Here is a 19,748-nt window from a genome sequence, read left to right on the forward strand (position 1 = left end):
ATGGTCATTCTTTACTGTTTTTAATACTTTAGTGTTTTGAATACTTCAGTGCTTTTAATAATTTAACGTGTGACATCGCTATTATTTTGCAGCGATACATTCAACTTCAACGCTGGCACCTGCCGCCAATTCAGCGACGCCAAAGGCTGAACGTACCGGATAAGGTTTGGCCAATTCCGCTTTATAGACTTTATTAAAATCGTCAAAGTCATCCATGTCTGTCAGCATCGCCATACATTTGACGATGTCTGACTTTTGATAGCCATATGTTAACAAGGTTTCATTGATATTATCCAATGCTTGCTTGGCTTCGGCTTTGACACCACCTTTGACCAATTTGCCATCTTTAAAACCAATTTGTCCAGACATGTATAGCGTATCGCCCACCCGTACTGCTTCTGAAAAAGGATAATTGCCACCATCACCAAGAAACACAGGGCTAGATTTAGTCACACTTGCGGTATTTGCCATTGGCGCCGCATTCGCTGTCATAGCAAGGCCTAGTGAGCACGCGCCCACGAGCAACGCTTTAGTTAAATGGGCGGTCAATTTATGGGTAATCTTGGACATCGCTGTCTCCTTATTATACGTTTTTTTCACAATTTTTCTAAATTCACTATACAAGTTTAACAAACATAATGTCTCATCACACTAGATGACACATTATGTCTTACTTATGCTTAACCAGTTATTGGTCGTTTTGTTCAGCTTCGACTTCTGTTTTAGATTCAGTATCAGCTTCTAGCGGCTTGTCGCTGGTCTTGCCCTGACGGCGCGCTTCTAACTCAGACTTAGGTATCCAAGCCCATGTCATCTCAACCACGATAGGGTCACGATCACTGTCAGACTCACGGTCATGAATGACGCACGGAATTACCATTTCACCTTTTGGTGTATTTAGGATATCTAAGCGCTGTTCATCCGATAAAGACGCCACTGCTGCAATTTGGCCTTTTTTAATCGGGCGATAAAAATTAACCGAGTATGATTTAATCAATAGTACGCGGTCAGAGGGTAGGTTTAAACCCAAAATAAAACCAGTCGCTGTTTCGGCAAGTAAGGTAATGGCGACCGCATGAATAGAGCCAATATGATTTTGCACTGCTTTGGTGTTGTTTAAGCTCACGACGACTTGGTTGGGTTCGACCGTTTCATAATAGACGCCCGTTGTGCCTACGTATGGCACCACTTTACCAAAAGCTTTGGATAAAATGCTCGAGCGTGCGCTGGCAGGTAAGTACTTGGTGATAGATAACAGTTTGGTGAATTGATTGCTGATTGGCTTGAGCGTGCTGTTGGGTTTTTCGACGGGCGATCTTGTGCTGTCAGAGGTTTTGGCTGGCAATTTATTGGTTAGCTTGCTAGGGAGTTTTTTTAATAATCCTGACATACAAAATTCCTTAATGTAGATAGATTAAATGACGCTTTGAGTGTTATATATTTCATCATAGCAGCTGATAGGATGCCTATTGTGCAAGCTGCCATACTTACTATGGTACATTAACCGCCGTCTGCCTACTATTATTAGCATGAACTGCTGCGCTTATAAAATAGGGCTAACGTCATGATACTCTAGATGCTAGGAATACTATCGCTCAAAGCAATATCATATCACTCAGATGCTTTCATAAACAGTGCTGCTGGATGCCATAAAGACAGCCACGCTATAATGATGACATTTTAGCGTATCTTATTGATTATTTTTCTTATTTCCTTTTTTCTATGCTGGATGAAGCTATGCCTGACACGTCAATTCATGCGCCGACCAATATCATTTATACAGGCGTTGCTGGTACGGGGAAAACCTATCGACTGTTACAAATTGCTAAGCGATATACCGATTATCTGCCGAGAGCCGATGAGGCAGATTTGTTGGGGCAGCTATTGCAAGAGCTTAGCTGGCGTGAAATTGTATGCTTGGTACTTTTGGATTTTCAATCTAAACACCAAGACTTGGTAAAAGTGCCTGAAATCGTCAATCATGCGTTCTTTGTCGCGAAAGCGGCACAGAATGCACGCGAAAAAAACTTAAGCAATACGGCTTGGTCTGTCCTTCAAATGCATAGCCCTACCAATTCAAAAACTGTGACTTATAAAAACCGTGTCAGCCAAGCCTATTTTGATAAAGATGAGGGCGGTGCGTGGTATTTGCTGCCAGAAAGCTTTGAGTTATTAACAGAGCTATCGCAGCAACTTGCCGAATTTCAGCAGGCGCAGCGTGATAATAGTGTCAACCAAAGCCAAGCTAACCCAAATCAAGGTTTTAGCCAGCAGCGTTTCACCATGGTCAGCTTCCATCAAGCGTATGGCTATGAAGAGTTTGTCGAAGGCATTCGCCCTGTCATGGTAGCGTCTAATCATACAATGAATAGCTCATCTCAAATGAATTACGCCATTCAAGATGGTGCATTCTTAAAATTGTGTCAAAGGGCAGCAAATGATCCAGAGCAGCGTTATGCCATCTTAATTGATGAGATCAATCGCGCCAACGTGTCACGAGTATTTGGCGAGCTACTCAGTCTAATTGAGCCAGACAAACGGGCTGGCATGGCAAACGCGATGACCGTTCATTTGGCCTATTCTGGACGGGCTTTTAGCATCCCTGCCAACATTGATATTTATGCCACGATGAACATCCAAGATCACTCGTTAGCACCACTTGATATGGCATTACGTCGGCGCTTTCGTTTTATCGAATGTCCACCGCAACCAGAATTATTACCCATCATTCATGTACCCCAAAACTCAGAAGCTGACAGTCCAGCGACGGTAGATTTGGCAAAGCTATTAGCTGGTTTGAATAATCGCATCACGCAAACAGTGGGAATGGAAGCGCGATTGGGTCATGCTTTTTTATGGTCAGTGACGGATCTTGGACAATTGCAAGCGGTGTTGGTCGAACAAATCATTCCGCAGTTAATGCAAGCGACGGGTGGGCAAGAGGGTACTTTGCAATATATTTTTAGAGATGAGCAGCAGCCACTGCAAGCACAGTTTATTCATGATAGTCACGCATCCATTAATGACAGTGTGAATGACCAAGTGAATGCTAGTAGTCAAAATCCGCTGTTTACTGGTCAAAATGCATTTTTCGGTCAGTCTATGAGCACATCTGGCTATAGGACAAATACCGACCTTATCGCGAGGGTAGGTGAATTTGCCAAATCCACTGTCTATCAACGTTTATATCCATAAAGGTGCTCAGCGTTGATAAATAATAGCTTTAGTCATAAAGTCATAGCCAATAATATTGATAGTGCTAACGTTAATGCGTTTGATGTAAATACCATCACGGTGTTTGAGCATCAGCGTCTAACAGCGCATGACTTCTTACGGGTATCTGATTTCCATTGGTTGATGGCGCAAGAGTTTGCGGTTTTTAGCATTAAGCGCAGACAGGGACAATGGCAGTTAAAAGTCGGACATTATATAGGGGTTATTTTACTGCCCAGCGGCATGACGCTTGAGATATTACCCAAACTCGCAGCAAAAACTTCTAGCGATCAAGTCGCGCAGCAATCATACCTTTCACAGAATGCCAGTCATCGCCCTGATATCAGGCAAACTCGCCAATGGGTGCAGGGCATGCTATCGGATTTGACCAATAGCAGTCATGCCAAAAACAAGTTACCCAATACAAAAAATCTAGGGCAATTTAGCAGTCAACTGGCGACACTATCGATAGACGTACTGCCATTATCAGATTGGCTTATCACGCAGTTTTTGCAGCGGCTGGCTCATTATCGACCAAGCAAACACTATCAGACGCAGGTCGATAATCAAGCATCGCTACAAGGTCGACTGCTCATCAAAGAACAATTGCGCCACAACAGCATGCAGCCGCATAAGTTTGTCTGTGAGAGCAGTATACTGAGCCAAGACATGCTAGGTAATCGGCTGATTAAGAGCACGTTGGTTTTGATGACACCTTTATTTTTTCAATCAACGCTATCGAAAGCAGATGCGCCTAAATTTTTGCAGGTTTGGCAGCGAGTAGCGGCGTTGAGTTATCAAGAGCTGACACAGTTAGAGTCGATATACAAGCAAGCAAAGCGTCAGTTAGCCGCTCAACCGCTTCGAGCACCGCAATTACAAGCTGCTCAGCAGTTGTTAGATATGGCTTATTGGTTACTAAGGCAGTCCAATGTGGCAACAGGTAATGGTATTGCGCCAAATAAACCATTCAAGCAAAATCTGTCGTCTCCGCGTTTATGCTTGCTGATTGATATGAATCAAGCTTTTGAACAATGGGCAAGTATGCGCATTGCCTCGATGTTTCAGCAAGTGAGTCAACAATATCAGCCGTTATATCAAACGCAAAGTATCTGGCTAACGGATGCAGAAGGGCGCGCATGTCTGTCTATACGACCTGATTTGCTCATATATAAAACTGATGCTAATGATAATTGTCAAAATCAGAGTAGCACTGCGGTTATTGAAGCTAGAGAAAAAGGTCACTATAGCCATGTCATCGATATTAAATGGAAGCATTTATCGCAGACAGCCAGCATTAGTGCCAGCGATGCTTATCAACTGATGAGTTACGCTCAGGCCTATCAAGCAGGGCAGGTGTGGCTGGTTTATCCAGTACAAGATAATGAGCGGTTGCCAGTTGCGCTCAGCCAACAAGTGCATGATTATAAAAAAACTGATGGCGCTAACAACCATGATAAGAGCCATAATATTGCTGATGAAAAGGTGAGTCCTGCGCCATTGTGGCTCGTACCGTTCAATGTTCTGACTGGTACGATAAACGGCGGCTTGCTTCCTGATTGGAATAGAGTATAATGAGCGCTGTCGATGAGTAAGTATCACTTAGCATCGTGGAGAAAAGGATTTGTCATAGTGGTTTTTATGATAAATGAGCGTTTTTTAAGTAATTTAGCAGTTTTTTTAAATTAATTAAAAATAGGTGTTGACACCATCGGCTTTTCCCCTTAATATGTGCACCTCGATAGCAAGGAACGTTAACAAGTTAGTGGCATTGCCAACAACGAGTTAATTAACAAACTATCGTGATAATAGAAATTTCGGAGTGTGGCGCAGTTTGGTAGCGCATCTGGTTTGGGACCAGAGGGTCGTAGGTTCGAATCCTATCACTCCGACCATCTATTTTTAAGAGCCTTACAGGCTTTTTTTTATGTATAATGGTTTAGTTTCTGATATATTTAAAACTTGCTTTAGTATATAAAAGTCCTCTAAGAGCGCCTGTAGCTCAGCTGGATAGAGCATCTCCCTTCTAAGGAGGTGGCCGCAGGTTCGAATCCTGCCAGGCGCACCATTTAGCCTGCAAATCTTGCCTCATCAGGCAATAGTTATGGCGGTTGTAGCTCAGTTGGTAGAGCCCCGGGTTGTGATCTCGGTTGTCGTGGGTTCGAGTCCCATCAGTCGCCCCATATTTTATTCTGCATTATCCTCTTCTTGTTCTACCTCATTATAAAAACCTTATTCTAAATAATAATACTTGCCATGTTTGGCTTTTTTTTGTGCCTGTATGATTGGTTTTAACCTATCTTACCCCCTGCGATTAAAATTTGTAGACTCATCAGCCCTTTGATTGTCTATTGATTTACTGGCCTTTTGTCTCATTTATTTTTATTATAGGTTCTCTTTTGAGACACTCGCTATCTCTGTACGTGCCTTAAACCTGCTTTGTTATTCTTTAACCGCCTTTATATAGAATAGCAAAATATAGAATAACAAAGGCAACGCTTTTAGTGATGCATCATGATAAGGTCTTAAAGCCCGTTGATATATTAGGTCATCCATTAAGAAGTGATCCATTGAAGATGATACGAGTGTTAAGAAAACCAAAGGTCAGTTAAAAAATATATTGAATAGATTAAGTAAGCCTAAGACTGTAGTAGGGATGTGAGTGCTTGTCTGAGATGCGCTGCTATGGATCTTATATTATTGAGGAAGTGATTAATGGACGCATTGAGCGTATTGCTACAAAACGTGCATTTGTTTGAAACCAAGTATTATCGTTTGAATGGGACTGGTAATTGGTCTTATTCCATCACTAGACAAGATACGATTTTATTTTATTTAGTGATGTCTGGGAGCTTTTGTATCGACGTCGGCAATGGTTTGCGACAGGCGCACGCAGGCGATATGATTATGATTCCCAGTGCCCATAAGCATGTGAGCTATGCCTTAGATCATAATGGTGACGATGCGCTACCGCTAGATGAGTTGCTGACTCATTGTAAGGAAAACACCCTTGATATCGATGGCAACGGTGATCCTAACTCGTCTCTGATATTGATTGAATGCAAGTATGACAAAGAAATGATACGTCCTTTGTTGTCTGTGCTGCCTGCGATTTTGCCTGAAATCAATGATGAGTCTGATGGTAGGTTTGAGGTCATTGATGTCGAGATTAAGCTGCTGACCTTAGAAGCCGAGCGTGAGCGCATGGGCAAGACCGCGATCATCAATCATTGGGCAAGTATTATGATGATTGAATGTTTGCGGGTTTATATTGAAAGTTTGCCTGAGGCCACAGAGAATTGGCTAAAAGCCATGAAAGACCCGTTTTTGACCAAGGCGTTAGCAGCGATGCATCAAGCGCCCAATCAACACTGGACCATTCATAAGCTGGCTGAAGTCGCAGGAATGTCACGCTCGAGCTTTGCGCAGCGCTTTAAAGATACAGTTGGTATGCCGCCGCTGACTTATCTAATTGATTATCGCTTGCGCTTGGCGGCCCGTTATCTACGCTTGCAGCAAAACAGTATTGGCCGTATCAGTGAGTTGGTTGGCTATGCGTCAGACTCGACCTTTAGTCAAGCATTCAAGCGCGTTTATGGGTTATCACCAAAAGCCTATCGTCAACAATATCAACAAGAAAACATCGCATAACGTATCGTTAATGCACCATAAAAGCGTTAAGGTTGCCATTAGGCCCTTAACGCTTTTTTGTTTTCTCATAGTGAAGTATGAGACTTTTATGAAGATATTTCGTCTATTGTTGACAGGTGTTGATAGAGAGTATTTTGACGATGGACAGCTGACAATGTGCTTGTGTTCAGGTACTATGGAATAATGAGTCATTTAGGCGCGAACGCTTGTTTTTAGCGTAAGATATGTCACTGTATGGTGGTCAGATCGTTTGTTCTAAATGATATTTATTTTTGCTGCTGATGGTATGTTATGACTGAACCGACCGCAAAGCCACGCGCAGGAGCCAGTAGCCAACAAGGCTCAGCTGTGTCCGCTAAAAAACAAAGCGATATGAATCCAAGCAACGTCAAGCATGGTCGAAAAGACAAGGCGGGTGCGACACCTGACAAAGCGATGTTATTGGCACTGTTTACGCTGCCAGATATTGAAAAGGCAGTCGTCAAAGAGACAGTTGTTAAAGGCGCAGCTGATGAGTTGTCTAATACCCATAGCAGGGTGCAGCAGCCTGCTGCTAGCGAGATGAATATTGCCGAGCAGCGTGTGGCACTGTATCGTACCCAGCATGAGCGTACGCGATTATTATATATGGCATCCGCTGCCACGCGACCTACTTATTTGGTACAAACGCTCAAATCACAATTCGCAGAACATCAGCAATACTTGCTGGCACAGCAGCTTGATAAACGCGGCTTGATGGATACCGATGGATTAGAGCGTCTTTGGCAGCAACTGCATGTGGTCGATGACATCATCGCTGATATTGTCCGTCATATGCCAGCTCAGCAACAAGCAGGTTGGCAACTGACTACTCAAGATGGGCGAAATCCGCTATGCTTTGCCACCGTTGGCAAATTAAAGAACAGTAAGCCTATTCGTGATCAAGGCAGTCTAAATAGCTATGTACTTGGGCACTTCGGCGTGAGTAGTTTTACCTATGACCGCGGCTATTATATTGGACATGTCGTTGGCTACTTATTCAGCTGTTATTTTTGTGCCCATCTATCTATTAGCTATGGTGTTACGGCACTTGGTTCGCAGGTTATAGCTGATTACGATTATGCCAGTCTGGAGACGCCATACATGGTTAGACTGCTACAAGGGCTGGATGGCTACTGTAAAAAACGTATTTATCAATTGGCAGTTATCTGTGCGCGATTGAGTGTCTTTGCCAGTGACAAGCGTATCGAGAGAATGCTCATTGCTGAGGTCAACGACTTCGATAAAAAACTGCAGCAGCAGCACTTAGATGTTTTGTTATTGCAAGGTTTGATGCCAGACAGTAGCGATTCCACGCCGCTTTTTTAAGCCATTGAATCTCGATAGACCTCCTTTATAAGTCCTTGTTTATTACCTTTTCTTATTGACCACTTTAGGATATTCGCTGCTATGCCCGCTTATCATTATAAAGCGTTAGATGACCATGGCAGTGTGCAAAAAGGCTTGCTCGAAGGTGATTCTGCGCGACAAGTTCGCCAGCAGCTGCGTGATAAACAATGGACACCCGTTGAAGTCAGTGCCGTCAATGATAGACAAAACCAGAATAAAAACCGCTATAAAAAACCGTCTGCTTACGAGTTGGCATTGCTGACCCGTCAATTATCGGTATTATTGGCAGCGGGTATTCCGTTAGAGGAAACGCTTGCCGCCGTCGCCAAACAATCACCAAAAACCCATATTAAATCTCTCATGCTTGCCGTGCGCTCGCATGTATTAGAGGGTTTGAGCTTGGCGCGAGCATTGCAGCAAGCCGCCAGTTTTCCACCACTATATATCGCGACCATTGCGGCAGGAGAAAAGTCAGGTCACTTAGATTTAATCTTGAACCAGTTGGCAGATTACACCGAAAACCGCTTTGCATTGCAAAAGAAAATCCAAGGCGCAATGGTTTATCCGATTGTGCTGATGGTGATGGCAATTGGCGTGATTATGGGTTTGATGAGTTTTGTGGTGCCCAAAATTGTCAAAGTGTTTGAGCAGTCTGAACAGGCATTGCCGCTCATTACCCAAATTGTTCTTAGCCTATCTAATCTTATTACGCAGTGGTGGTGGCTGATGCTGCTAGTATTGGCCGGAACAGCGTTTTTGTTTTATCGTTTTGCGCAGACGCAAGCGGGTAAGTTAGCGATAGACAGCATCGTGCTAAGACTACCGATATTGGCGCGGTTATCAAAAGGGCTGAATGCAGCACGTTTTGCCAGTACATTGGCGATATTGGTACGCTCAGGGGTGCCGTTGATTGAGGCATTGCATATTGGTGCGGCGGTGACGACCAATTTACACATTCAAAAAACCATCATCACTGCGGCTGACAGGGTGACGGAAGGCTCAAGCTTATCGAGTCAATTAGAAAAGTCCAGTTACTTTCCGCCGATGATGGTGCAAATGATTAAAAGTGGTGAAAACTCAGGCGAGCTCGAAAATATGCTCAGCCGCGCCGCCAATATGCAGGAAGCGGAAGCCACTAACTTTATCAGTACCCTATTATCGCTACTTGAGCCGTTGATGCTAGTGCTGATGGGCGTGGTAGTCATGATTATCGTAATGGCAGTGATGCTGCCGATTGTCAATATGAATGATCTGGCAGGATAATGAGCACTCAAATATTCTGAGCTTGTGTGCCTCCCGCTCACATTTCTATTGTAGCCATCTTACTAAATATTACGCTAGCTTTCTTAAGATTTGCTTACTGTTGTAGATTGTTGACTGAGTCACGTTTTTATTAGGGTAAAGCCAGCCATCAAGCTATAGTAAGCGTCAGTCAAAAGTTATCCTTATAAATATTACTCGTCAATCTGTGGTTCAATCTGTGGTTCAATATTGATGCTTATAAAAGTCAAGGTTCATAGCAATCTACTTGCGGTGCTAGGGCGTTTCCTTATTTTAAAAATTGTGATAAAAATGAGATAAATTACCGTCAAACAAGGAAAGTAGCGCAAATAATATCGAGATATTAACAAGCTATTTGGCAAAATTTAGCTATTTTTAGCCCATTTAGAAAGTAAACGATTGAATTGAGGACACGCCCTAGATAAAAATAAAATCATGGTTTATAGTGATAATCGTTTCAGTGCTCATTAATACGCCGATCATTGCCGATCATTAATGTTACTTGAACGCCACTTTTCCTATTTACATCACCCTGATGCCAAAAGCGATGACAAAAGCGATGACTATAATTGACAAAATTCAAGTAACTACTATGCCAACAAGTGCTATGCCAATAAGTGCTATAAGTGCCAACAAGCCAGCTCCTACGAGAGCCAACAAGCCACTGTCTATGCGTAATAACCAGTCTGGATTTACTCTGATCGAGATCATGGTCGTGATTGTAATCTTGGCAATTCTTGCAGGCTTAGTTGTCCCTAAAGTGGTGGGACAAAGTGATAAAGCTCGCGTCAAGACCACTGAAACAGCGCTTGCTACAGTATCCAACGCCCTTGATATGTATAAGGTTGATAATTCGCGCTATCCGACTACCGCACAAGGTTTAGAAGCATTAACCACACCGCCAGCAGAGGCCAAAAACTACCCAGATGGTGGTTATATCAAAGGCGGCTATCCAACAGATGGCTGGGAAAACGAGATGCAATATGTCGCCCCAGGCAGTGAAGGTCGTCCTTATGATTTATTCTCGCTGGGTGCAGATGGCCAGCAAGGCGGCGAAGGTCAAGATGCTGATCTTTATGCTCAATTATAAGTATTAGCTTGATGAGCAGTTAAAATATGGGTAGCTAACGATCCCTTACTCAATAGTATGTTTATTAGTGACGGCCGCTCTAATGCTCTTAAATATCAACCAATAAGACCTTATTGGTTGATATTTTTATATCAGTAAAATAAGTGGCGTGGCATTCCATAGGTAGTGTCAAACCATCCATTTTTCCAAAAAGCTATACGTTTGATACCAGTCATATCGCCCCGCTTATTTGTCATTAAAATCAGCCAGTAGAGGTCATTACTCATGTTTACCAACAAACTCAATTCACAAGCCGTCATTATAAATAAACGAGTCTCTAAGTTGCCTCACGCACTTGCAATCATGAGTACTTCATTGATGATAGGGTTGTCAATGGCATCTATGAGCGCTCAAGCTGCAGGTTTGGGCGAGTTATTTGCTAATAATGGTGCTGCAAAATCGAAGTTTTTGCCTGTCGATAAAGCGTTTCAAGTTATTAGCAGCACTAAGGCCACGTCTAAGGGCACGCGATTATCTATTAATTTTGATATTACGCCAGGTCATTATGTCTATAAAGATCAGCTTACTCTCAGTTTTCCTAAGGGCGTGAGTGCAACTCCCTTTACTTTTAGTCAGTCGCCGGTCTCCATTGACGACCCAACCTTTGGTAAGGTTCCCGTTTTTACCCAAAAAAATATGGTAGCAACCACGACTCTGACTACTAACAATGGTAAAGGCGCAAAAAATGCACCGATTATCATTGGCTGGCAAGGCTGTGCAAAAGCTGGGCTATGCTATCCGCCAGAGAAAATCAAAACCACGGTTGATATCGCCGTGACACGCAAATAGACCACAAGCCGATCGACTCAAATATTGGTAGTAAATAGAATATTAGGTAATAAATAGGTAGCTCTTCATGTCCATCAAGACAATAGAAAAAAAACCATCGCTAACGGTACATCGCTCGTTTAAAAAATCTTATCTACTAGCATGTGCGGTCTCTAGTAGCTCGTTGTTTATAGGACTGGCTGCTATGCCCATGATGACGCATGCGGCAGGGCTGGGTGATTTATTTAGCAGTGATAAAAATGCGGCACAGACGAAGTTTTTACCAGTGGACAAAGCTTTCCAAGTCAGTGATAGCAGTAAAGCTACCAATAATGGCACGCGCTTAGCCATTAACTTTGACATTACGCCTGAGCATTATGTTTATAAAGACCAAATCAAACTGACGTTGCCAGCTGGCGTGACCGCTGCGCCTTTTACCTTTAGTCAAAAGCCAGTCTCAATCGATGATCCGACATTCGGAAAAGTACTGGTGTTTGACCAAGCGAATATGGTGGCGACGACGACCTTGAGCAGTAGTAATGGCAAAAGCGTCAACGATGCCGCCGTGGTGATTGGCTGGCAAGGCTGTGCCAAAGCAGGGCTATGCTATCCACCTGAAAAAATTAAAACGACGATTGATATCGCTGCTACAACGCCACAAATTGCAGGAAATAGCGCTAGTACTTCTACTCAAGAAGCTGCTAACAACAGTCTGACAGATAATGACAATACCGCCGAGTCAAGTGCAACGGTTGCCGATAGTCTTGCAGCAGAGCAAGCGCTGACTGATGATGGGGTGATTGATTATGCCTTGTTGGATGATGAGGCTTTAGAGGGAGAGCTTGGCGCTACCAATACGATTTCTGGCGCAGATGAACAAGGCGTCGATGGCACTGCGACAAGTGAAGTGCCAGCAACAACCAATAATACTGTTGCTGGAGCTAATGCCACTGATAGCGATCCTTTTGGTTTGGCTTCTCATCCTTGGTTGGCATTGGTATTATTGTTTTTAGCAGGGCTGGGTTTGGCATTGACACCATGCGTACTACCAATGTTGCCAATCGTTGCCAATATCGTTGCCCGTGAGGAAAACCCAACGGTGAAACGCGGTGTTATTCTCACCACCAGTTACGCTATTGGCGTGGCAACGGCTTATGGTATTTTGGGCGCAGTTATCGCCGTGTTTGGTGAATCATTAGGCATTATCGGCTGGCTACAAAACCCCATTATCCTGATTGGTTTTGCGATTGTATTTGTCCTACTCGCACTATATATGCTGGGTGTGTTTAGTATCCGCTTACCGAGATTTATTAGTAATAAAATGCAAGGCTTGAGTCAAGCAGGGGATAGCAAGCTGGGCAGTACGGGCGGTAGTTTAATCGCGGGTTTCTTATCTGCGCTCGTAGTATCGCCTTGTGTTTCTGCGCCATTGTTTGGGGCACTGCTTGCCGTATCGACGATTGGTAGTCCACTACTTGGGTTTGCGGCTTTATTTATGCTGGGTTTTGGTTTATCCGCACCGCTTATCTTAATTGGAGCCACCCAAGGTAAAATTATGCCGAAAGCGGGCGCGTGGATGAACTGGGTCAAGCAAGGTTTTGCCTTATTACTCTTTGCCGTTGCTTTATTATTAATTGAGCGCGTCTTTATCTCACCCGTGATGCTAATGGTATGGGCGTTATGGTTTATGGTTGTAGCGATGTGGGCGTGGAGTTGGTTGGGTAAAGGTCGTATGCTGACCCAAGCATTAGGGTTAATTGCCGGTATTTGGGCAACATGTTTAATCATCGGCGCGGCGTTGGGTAACGATGATAGCTTGCATCCGCTGGCATCTTTAAGTGCTGCTCCGATGATGCAGACGACTGGTCAGCCAGCCATGAGTAATACAACAGATAAAACCGTCACAACGCTGACTGAGTTAGATGCCATTATCGCCGCCAACCCTAAAGTGCTTGTCGATGTCACTGCTGAATGGTGTATCGAATGCCGTATTATGGATAAAAACTTATTTCATAATCGTCCAGCGCAGATGCAGGATTGGCAATTGGTGAAACTGGATATAACAGAAACCACTGACGATTCTAAAGCAATCTTAGCGCGCTATAAATTGTTCGGCCCACCGGCATTGCTATATTATCAAGACGGTCAGTTGACCAATCAACAAGTAGGTGAGATTGATCGTCCAGAGTTTGAACAAGCATTGACGATGCTTAATAACTGATATCTTAATAACTGATACTTAATAACTGATACTTAATAAAACGAATAAGTCTTTTCTAAAGGCTTAACAATACAAAAGAGCCAATGTACTATTCATACAGTACGTTGGCTCTTTTATTTTTATCAATGGTTACCTGACATCCTGACGCTAAGCATTTGGTTTAGCGTTGATTATTGATATTTACATTGGTATAGGGCAGCGATAAGGCTAGTATAGTCCACACATTTTCATTACAATAAAGCAACAATGCTGAAGGCGCATTACTCGTTGTAATTGCTCACTTCTATGTCTGAATGTCATTGGGTTTATTTTAGCGATGACGCTAATGGTCATACTCATTATCTTATATACTCTGCTGGCGATAATGTCAGTTAGATAAAGGACACTTATGTTTTCCCATATCACCGCACAGCGCCGCCCTATACCTCTTATTACAGCGCGCAAAAACACTTTATTTCAGACAAGAAAGCATTATTTGAATATTGCTGTTGGTCTAGCGTTAACCTGCTTTACCGTGCAAGTCCAAGCTGCCGATAAAACTCAGAGCGATAATGAGTTACCAGTACCGGAGGCAGCGTTTGAGTATGAAGATTATCAGGTATCACAGGATGCCAATACAGCTGCGCAAGATCGCCAAGTAGTCAGTAAAGAATTTATCGCCCAGCAAGCGAAATTGTTTTTTGAATGTACTCAAGTACAGACCAGTGCCGCACGTTTGGCTTGCTTTGACAAAGTAGCTGAAGAAGGTAAAACGCCGAGCTACACCACAACTAAGCAGCCAGTAGATTTGGCAAAAACCTTTCAAAGTACGCTTTCAGGTAATCCGCAAGTTGTCTTTGTAGAAGAAAAATCTACCATTGCTGGGGCTAATAATGCCGCTACTGACTCAGTTGCGCGCGCGCCTGCTACTAATGAAGGTTTAGACACCGTTGGGCTAACGCAAAGAGAAGCACAAGTTTTAGAAAATGTTGGGGTCACTCAAAAAGATATCGAAAAATATACACCGCTTAGTTTATCCTATGATCTCGATAAAAACAGTGAGCGTGGGACTTGGACCGTCAGACCATACCGACCGACCTATGTATTGCCAGTATTTTATACCTTTGACCCTAACCTAGATCCAAGCACGCCGTCACAGGAAACAGAGTCTTTTACTTCTAATGACATACGCAATACTGAACTAAAATTTCAGTTGTCTTTGAAGACCAAAGTTGCCGAAGACTTATTCGATACCAGTGCTGATTTGTGGTTTGGTTATACCCAAGAGTCACATTGGCAAGTCTATAACGAAGACAACTCGCGACCATTCCGTGCCACCGACTATCAGCCTGAAATATTTTTGACTCAGCCAGTGACCGCAGATTTACCTTTTGGTGGTCGTCTTCGTATGCTTGGTGCTGGTGCCATTCATCATTCTAATGGACAAGATGATCCGTTATCACGCTCATGGAACCGTGCTTATCTCATGGCAGGGGCAGAGTGGGGTAAGCTATCAATCGTACCGCGCCTGTGGGCTCGAGTGAATAGTGAAAGTAGCAGCAGTGAAGACAATCCAGATATCGAAGACTACATGGGTTACGGTGATATCAAATTCTTATATGATTTGCCTGATCAACAGAGTCTGAGCGGTACATTCCGCTACAATCCAAGCACCAATAAAGGGGCGGCGCAAGTCGATTATATTTATCCATTATCAGAGAATGTTAATGGCTTTGTTCAGGTTTTCCAAGGCTATGGCGAATCCATCATCGATTATAACCACGAAAATACCTCTATTGGTTTTGGTATCGTACTGAATGATTGGAAAGGTTTCTAATATCAGCGCACATTTTGACAATCGTCCATGCGACTTTTAGCGCCTTATCAAACTGGACTATGGCTGGCAGAGTATCTCGATATACGCTGCCAGTTGTGCCGTGTTTATCGCAGCACGCCACAATCTCAGCTATCTCAAAATTACCTCTTATCAAATATTCGTAGCTTGCCAACGGCTGATTCTATACCGCACTCCCTAAAACCCCTGCCAAACGATCCTTCATTTTTTGCTAATTTGCGCCAGCAATTTAACCACCGTTTTAACAGCGGACTACTTTGCTCGCATTGTCATGACAGTATCGCGTGGTTGCCGAAACCCTTCAATGTTGATATTGCTGCTGGTACGGTTTTATCCATCCAAACGGCGACTTATTATGAGTATCCGCTGCGTCAAGCGATCAGAGCTTTTAAGCATCATGAAGACATGACCAAATTGCCGTTATTGTTACATGCTATACGTCAGCTACCACGTCCTCATGGTTGTCATCATGATAATAGCGTGATTGTCGCCATGCCAACAACCGAGCAACGACTGCTCAAACGTGGCTTCGATCCTGTCAGTATTTTATCGGCGCAATTGTCTAAGCATTGGCAGATACCTTTATGGCATGGTGTAAAGCGCATTGACGACACTGTCAGTCAGCAAGGGCTTACACGTGCTGAGCGCCTGAGTAATCTAGACAATGCTTTTGTTTTAATCGAAAAGCCTCCTGTGAAACGCTTATTATTGTTTGATGATGTTGCGACCACGGGCGCTAGTTTACAAGCATTGGGACGTACACTGCTTACCCCGTCTGAAACAGTTACCATGTCAGATATTCAAGCCAATCATAAATACCATCTTTCTGCCTATGCTTTAGCGCATGGAAATCAGTCTTAAAATCTGTTCCTCTCTATTGTTAATCACTAATATGTTGCTAATATGTTGCCTTAACGCTATATTATTAAAATAATATATGTTTATTTGTTATTAATATTCCAAAATACTGTGCTTATCACTCAATAGCATTGCTTATAAAATGATATTTTCTAAATAGCTTGCATAACTGTTATGGCTATTGTTATTTCTATGCAAAACTTTTGTCAAATATTATGGAACATAAATTGCAGCATTTTGATTAAATAACAATAAAAAGACGGGCAAAAATGATACGAAAATATGAATTCATTGTTGATGTTTTTAGTCCAGTATTGGTATTAGACAAACAATAGTTATTATAAAATTGCCGTTATAAATAGGGATTTGATGTGAACGCATCTACAAACAATCTACCACTTACGCTACGAATAACCAACTCAGGATTTACCCTGATTGAACTGATGGTAACGATTGCAGTATTGGCTATTATTGTCGGTATTGCTGCGCCTAGTATTAGTACTCAGCTTGCCAATCAGCGAGTCAAATCGACAACAGCTACACTTGCTAATGCGTTAAAGGAAGCAAAAAACGAAAGTTTGATTCGTCGTCAACCCATTACTTTAATCTATAAGGATAGTAGTAATCCCAAAGTGATAAATATTACTAATGCAGATTCGGCGATAATAGCAAGCTACCGTTACGATAGTAAGAGCATTATTAAATCTTCTAAAACCAGTATTAAGTTTGAACCTAGCAAGCGTGTTGATGCGGCAGTTACCTATACTATATGTGATGCAAAGACATCGACTATACCCAAAAAGGTTAATGTCAGTAAACTTGCTAACATCGATATTAAGACGGGAGTGTCATGCTAACAAATAAATTAACTCATCAGCGTGGTGTTGGTTTGATAGAGGTGTTAGTCGCCGTATTATTGCTATCTGTTGCAGTATTAGGCTTTAGCGCACTACAAGTACGAGCCGTCAGTGCAACAGATGAAAGTCTTGTACGAACTAAGTCTTTAACGGTGGTTCGTAACTTGGCTGAAGTAATGCGTGCTTATCCTGAGGCTTATGTTACTGGTAGCGGTACAACCTTTACTAGTTCTGCTTCAGATGTTTCGGGGGCAACACCAACTATACAAGCTGTTATGAGTAGCCCAGCTACTAATACGGTCACTGTTTCTAGTAACAAAACCAAGGCTGATGGGACGATTGTTAAGGATACCAAAACAATTTCGATCTTGGCTTCAGGTGCCAATTGTCTCTCTACAGAAGTTGAAACAGTCAGTGGTAAAAAGATACCAAAACAGCCCTGTAGTATAGATCAGCTTGCTGCTCGAGATGCCTTGATGGTCAAAAAAATAGCGGCTGATGAAGAGATTAAGCTTGCGATTACGACATGTCCAGGTACATCAGCAGAAGCTATTCAACAGCAGATGTGTATCGTTACTGCATGGAACGATACAAAAGCTATTATGAGTGATAGCGATACAAAGGCTTGCGCGACAAATAATGGGGTATATAAAACTGGCAGTCACTGTCTGATATCGGAGGCTTACTAATGATTGAGCAAAACCAAACAAGTCATCATCAGCTTAACCGTTATCCAGCAGCTGTATCAGGCTTCACGCTTATTGAGCTTATGATTTCTTTAGTACTGGGCCTACTCATTTCTGCTGCAGTCATGCAAGTGTATTTAATCAATACTCGAACCATCACAGTGCAGCAGAGTGCATCAGAAGTACAAGACAGTACTATTTTCGCCATGCAAGCATTGGAAGATCATATTCGAATTACTAACTTAGGTAATCCCATTACTAGTATTAATGATAAAACCAATCACGGTGGTGTGGTTTTAACAAAAAGTAATTTAGGCAGTGGTAATACCACTGATGTTAAATATTTTACGGCTAGCACTGGCAGTACAGATTGGACTGGGTTATCTAATATAGACAGTATTGGCAGTGATCAACTGACTATCCAATATAAAAATATCACTCCAAATCTATTATATGATTGTGAAGGAACTGAAGTGGCAGCCAACAGCAATGATTGGGTTGTTGAACGTTACTTTATACGTTCATCTGGCAATACAACAGGGGAGCTTGCTCTAGCTTGTGATGCTGGACGCGTTAATGATACTGGTATTGTTACTTCTGTTTTCACCGGCAGTGGTGAGATTATCGTACCCACGATAGAACAATTTAAGGTGCTACTAGGTACTCAGACAGGTGTCGATGAATTAACCTACCTGCCAGCTAAGACATACTTAGAGTTGACAGATAAACCGTCGATTACCACTGTCAAGATCGGTGTTATTGTCCGCAGTGATACGCCTTTAATAGCAGATGCTGATAAAGAAACATTTACCCTTCTTGGTAAAGAGCAAACACTGAAAGCTGACAGTACACGTAAGAAATACTATCGCCGTAGTTATGAGTCAACCGTTTTGTTACGTAATGCTCGTGTCATGGCTTTGACGGGCGTCTCGGCTAGTAAATAGTTGTGCAACATTATAAGAAGAGAATAATATGTCAAATACTCAGCAGTCTTATTATCCAAGAGTGTCTCTGTCCAGTCAGCAAGGCGCAGTATTGATCGTGGTATTACTGTTTTTAGTATTGATCATATTAGCGGGCGTTATCGCTGTTAAGCAAAGTACGACTGACCTGCGACTAGCCACCAGTGACCAAATCAATACCTTGCTATTACAGTCAGCAGATAACGCCAATCAGAATATTGAACAAAGTATCAATGGCAGTAGTAGTGCCAGTATTTATGACGATATGCTGTCACGTAGTGGCCCGTTTGGGCACTTCATCTTAGATACCAGTAGCACCAACCATGAATATGTTTTTTGTTTCCGTCCTCGTAGTCTGTTTTTTGACATTAATAAGACAACCATTACTGTACCTGGTGGGGGTAATATACTAGGCGCTGGCAAAGGCTATTGTAATCCTGCTAAATCTGCTGATTATGTCAGCGAACGTAATGCGAGCATGACCCAAGTAAATATATCACTGACACCACCAAGTGCTAGCAATGAAGCATTTGGTAGTTATACGATTGGTCAAGACAGTGGCACAATTTCCAGTCAAGCGTTTATGTTTGATATCAACAGCACTTCTGTATTACCTGCTTATGCTGATCCAAAGGTTAATGGTAAAGATTGTTTTGAGCAGACTAGTAAAGTCGATAGCGTTAGCAATAAAGACAACACTATTGGTGGTTGCATGATAAAAGCTGGTGTTCCCAGTAAAGTCTTGTATGAAAAGGCTAATGTAGAGAATAAATCAGAGCGTACACAGTGTGTTGACTTTGGTAAAGGCAGTGGCCTACGTTGTACGCTTCCTTCTACCTAATACTCGTCACTAGCAACTATTTTATAGACAAAAAATCTGTGCAGCTGACCATCGGGATATGATTGACATATGGTTAGCA

16 protein-coding genes and 3 tRNA genes are annotated in these 19,748 nt (G+C 42.6%); 17 read left to right on the plus strand and 2 right to left on the minus strand.

Annotated features, from left to right (window positions below):
* Positions 1-81: 81 nt before the first annotated feature.
* Positions 82-570 carry a RidA family protein gene (locus tag JFC08_RS02315; RefSeq protein WP_198329572.1) on the minus strand — a complete coding sequence of 163 codons (489 nt, stop codon included), beginning with the start codon at positions 568-570 and terminating at the stop codon, positions 82-84.
* Between the two features lie 118 nt (positions 571-688).
* Positions 689-1,390 (minus strand): DUF4442 domain-containing protein, encoded by a 702-nt coding sequence (locus JFC08_RS02320; RefSeq protein WP_198329573.1) that lies wholly within the window; start codon positions 1,388-1,390, stop codon positions 689-691.
* A gap of 347 nt (positions 1,391-1,737) precedes the next feature.
* On the opposite strand from JFC08_RS02320, the gene JFC08_RS02325 reads away from it, so the two are divergent.
* The 17 genes from JFC08_RS02325 to JFC08_RS02405 all read left to right on the plus strand — a co-directional run bounded on the left by JFC08_RS02325 (position 1,738) and on the right by JFC08_RS02405 (position 19,669).
* Entirely contained in the window at positions 1,738-3,195 is a 1,458-nt protein-coding gene (locus tag JFC08_RS02325; RefSeq protein WP_198329574.1) for an McrB family protein, read from the plus strand.
* A 12-nt stretch (positions 3,196-3,207) separates the two neighbouring features.
* Complete coding sequence (locus JFC08_RS02330; RefSeq protein ID WP_226914289.1) at positions 3,208-4,788, plus strand: McrC family protein; 1,581 nt, start codon at positions 3,208-3,210, stop codon at positions 4,786-4,788.
* Between the two features lie 243 nt (positions 4,789-5,031).
* A tRNA-Pro gene (locus JFC08_RS02335) sits at positions 5,032-5,108 on the plus strand.
* 96 nt (positions 5,109-5,204) lie between these two features.
* Positions 5,205-5,281: transfer RNA gene (locus JFC08_RS02340), tRNA-Arg, on the plus strand.
* 39 nt (positions 5,282-5,320) lie between these two features.
* Positions 5,321-5,396, plus strand: a tRNA-His gene (locus JFC08_RS02345).
* 532 nt (positions 5,397-5,928) lie between these two features.
* A complete protein-coding gene (locus JFC08_RS02350) occupies positions 5,929-6,864 on the plus strand; it encodes an AraC family transcriptional regulator (protein WP_198329575.1) in 936 nt (311 codons plus the stop codon).
* Between the two features lie 291 nt (positions 6,865-7,155).
* Positions 7,156-8,211 (plus strand): hypothetical protein, encoded by a 1,056-nt coding sequence (locus JFC08_RS02355; protein ID WP_198329576.1) that lies wholly within the window; start codon positions 7,156-7,158, stop codon positions 8,209-8,211.
* Between the two features lie 81 nt (positions 8,212-8,292).
* Entirely contained in the window at positions 8,293-9,495 is a 1,203-nt protein-coding gene (gspF, locus tag JFC08_RS02360; RefSeq protein WP_055123510.1) for a type II secretion system inner membrane protein GspF, read from the plus strand.
* A gap of 688 nt (positions 9,496-10,183) precedes the next feature.
* Positions 10,184-10,603: a type II secretion system major pseudopilin GspG gene (gene gspG, locus JFC08_RS02365; protein ID WP_045443801.1), complete on the plus strand. Its 420-nt coding sequence runs from the start codon at positions 10,184-10,186 to the stop codon at positions 10,601-10,603.
* Positions 10,604-10,867: 264 nt separating this feature from the next.
* Entirely contained in the window at positions 10,868-11,431 is a 564-nt protein-coding gene (locus JFC08_RS02370; RefSeq protein WP_198329577.1) for a protein-disulfide reductase DsbD domain-containing protein, read from the plus strand.
* A gap of 67 nt (positions 11,432-11,498) precedes the next feature.
* The gene (locus JFC08_RS02375) at positions 11,499-13,631 is read left to right on the plus strand and encodes a cytochrome c biogenesis protein CcdA (RefSeq protein WP_198329578.1); all 2,133 of its coding nucleotides are present in this window, start codon (positions 11,499-11,501) and stop codon (positions 13,629-13,631) included.
* Between the two features lie 388 nt (positions 13,632-14,019).
* Entirely contained in the window at positions 14,020-15,447 is a 1,428-nt protein-coding gene (locus JFC08_RS02380; protein ID WP_198329579.1) for a phospholipase A, read from the plus strand.
* A 27-nt stretch (positions 15,448-15,474) separates the two neighbouring features.
* Positions 15,475-16,326, plus strand: coding sequence for a ComF family protein (locus JFC08_RS13695; protein WP_227697603.1), 852 nt, complete (start codon positions 15,475-15,477; stop codon positions 16,324-16,326).
* A gap of 368 nt (positions 16,327-16,694) precedes the next feature.
* Entirely contained in the window at positions 16,695-17,180 is a 486-nt protein-coding gene (locus JFC08_RS02390) for a pilus assembly FimT family protein (RefSeq protein WP_244656490.1), read from the plus strand.
* Positions 17,174-17,869 (plus strand): type IV pilus modification protein PilV, encoded by a 696-nt coding sequence (gene pilV, locus JFC08_RS02395; protein ID WP_055123504.1) that lies wholly within the window; start codon positions 17,174-17,176, stop codon positions 17,867-17,869. Before JFC08_RS02390 ends, pilV begins: the two co-directional genes overlap by 7 nt.
* Entirely contained in the window at positions 17,869-18,810 is a 942-nt protein-coding gene (locus tag JFC08_RS02400; RefSeq protein ID WP_198329580.1) for a PilW family protein, read from the plus strand. Before pilV ends, JFC08_RS02400 begins: the two co-directional genes overlap by 1 nt.
* Positions 18,811-18,838: 28 nt before the next feature.
* Entirely contained in the window at positions 18,839-19,669 is an 831-nt protein-coding gene (locus JFC08_RS02405) for a PilX N-terminal domain-containing pilus assembly protein (protein ID WP_198329581.1), read from the plus strand.
* The last annotated feature ends 79 nt before the right edge of the window (positions 19,670-19,748 follow it).

Source organism: Psychrobacter cibarius (assembly GCF_016107535.1).
GTDB lineage: Bacteria > Pseudomonadota > Gammaproteobacteria > Pseudomonadales > Moraxellaceae > Psychrobacter > Psychrobacter cibarius.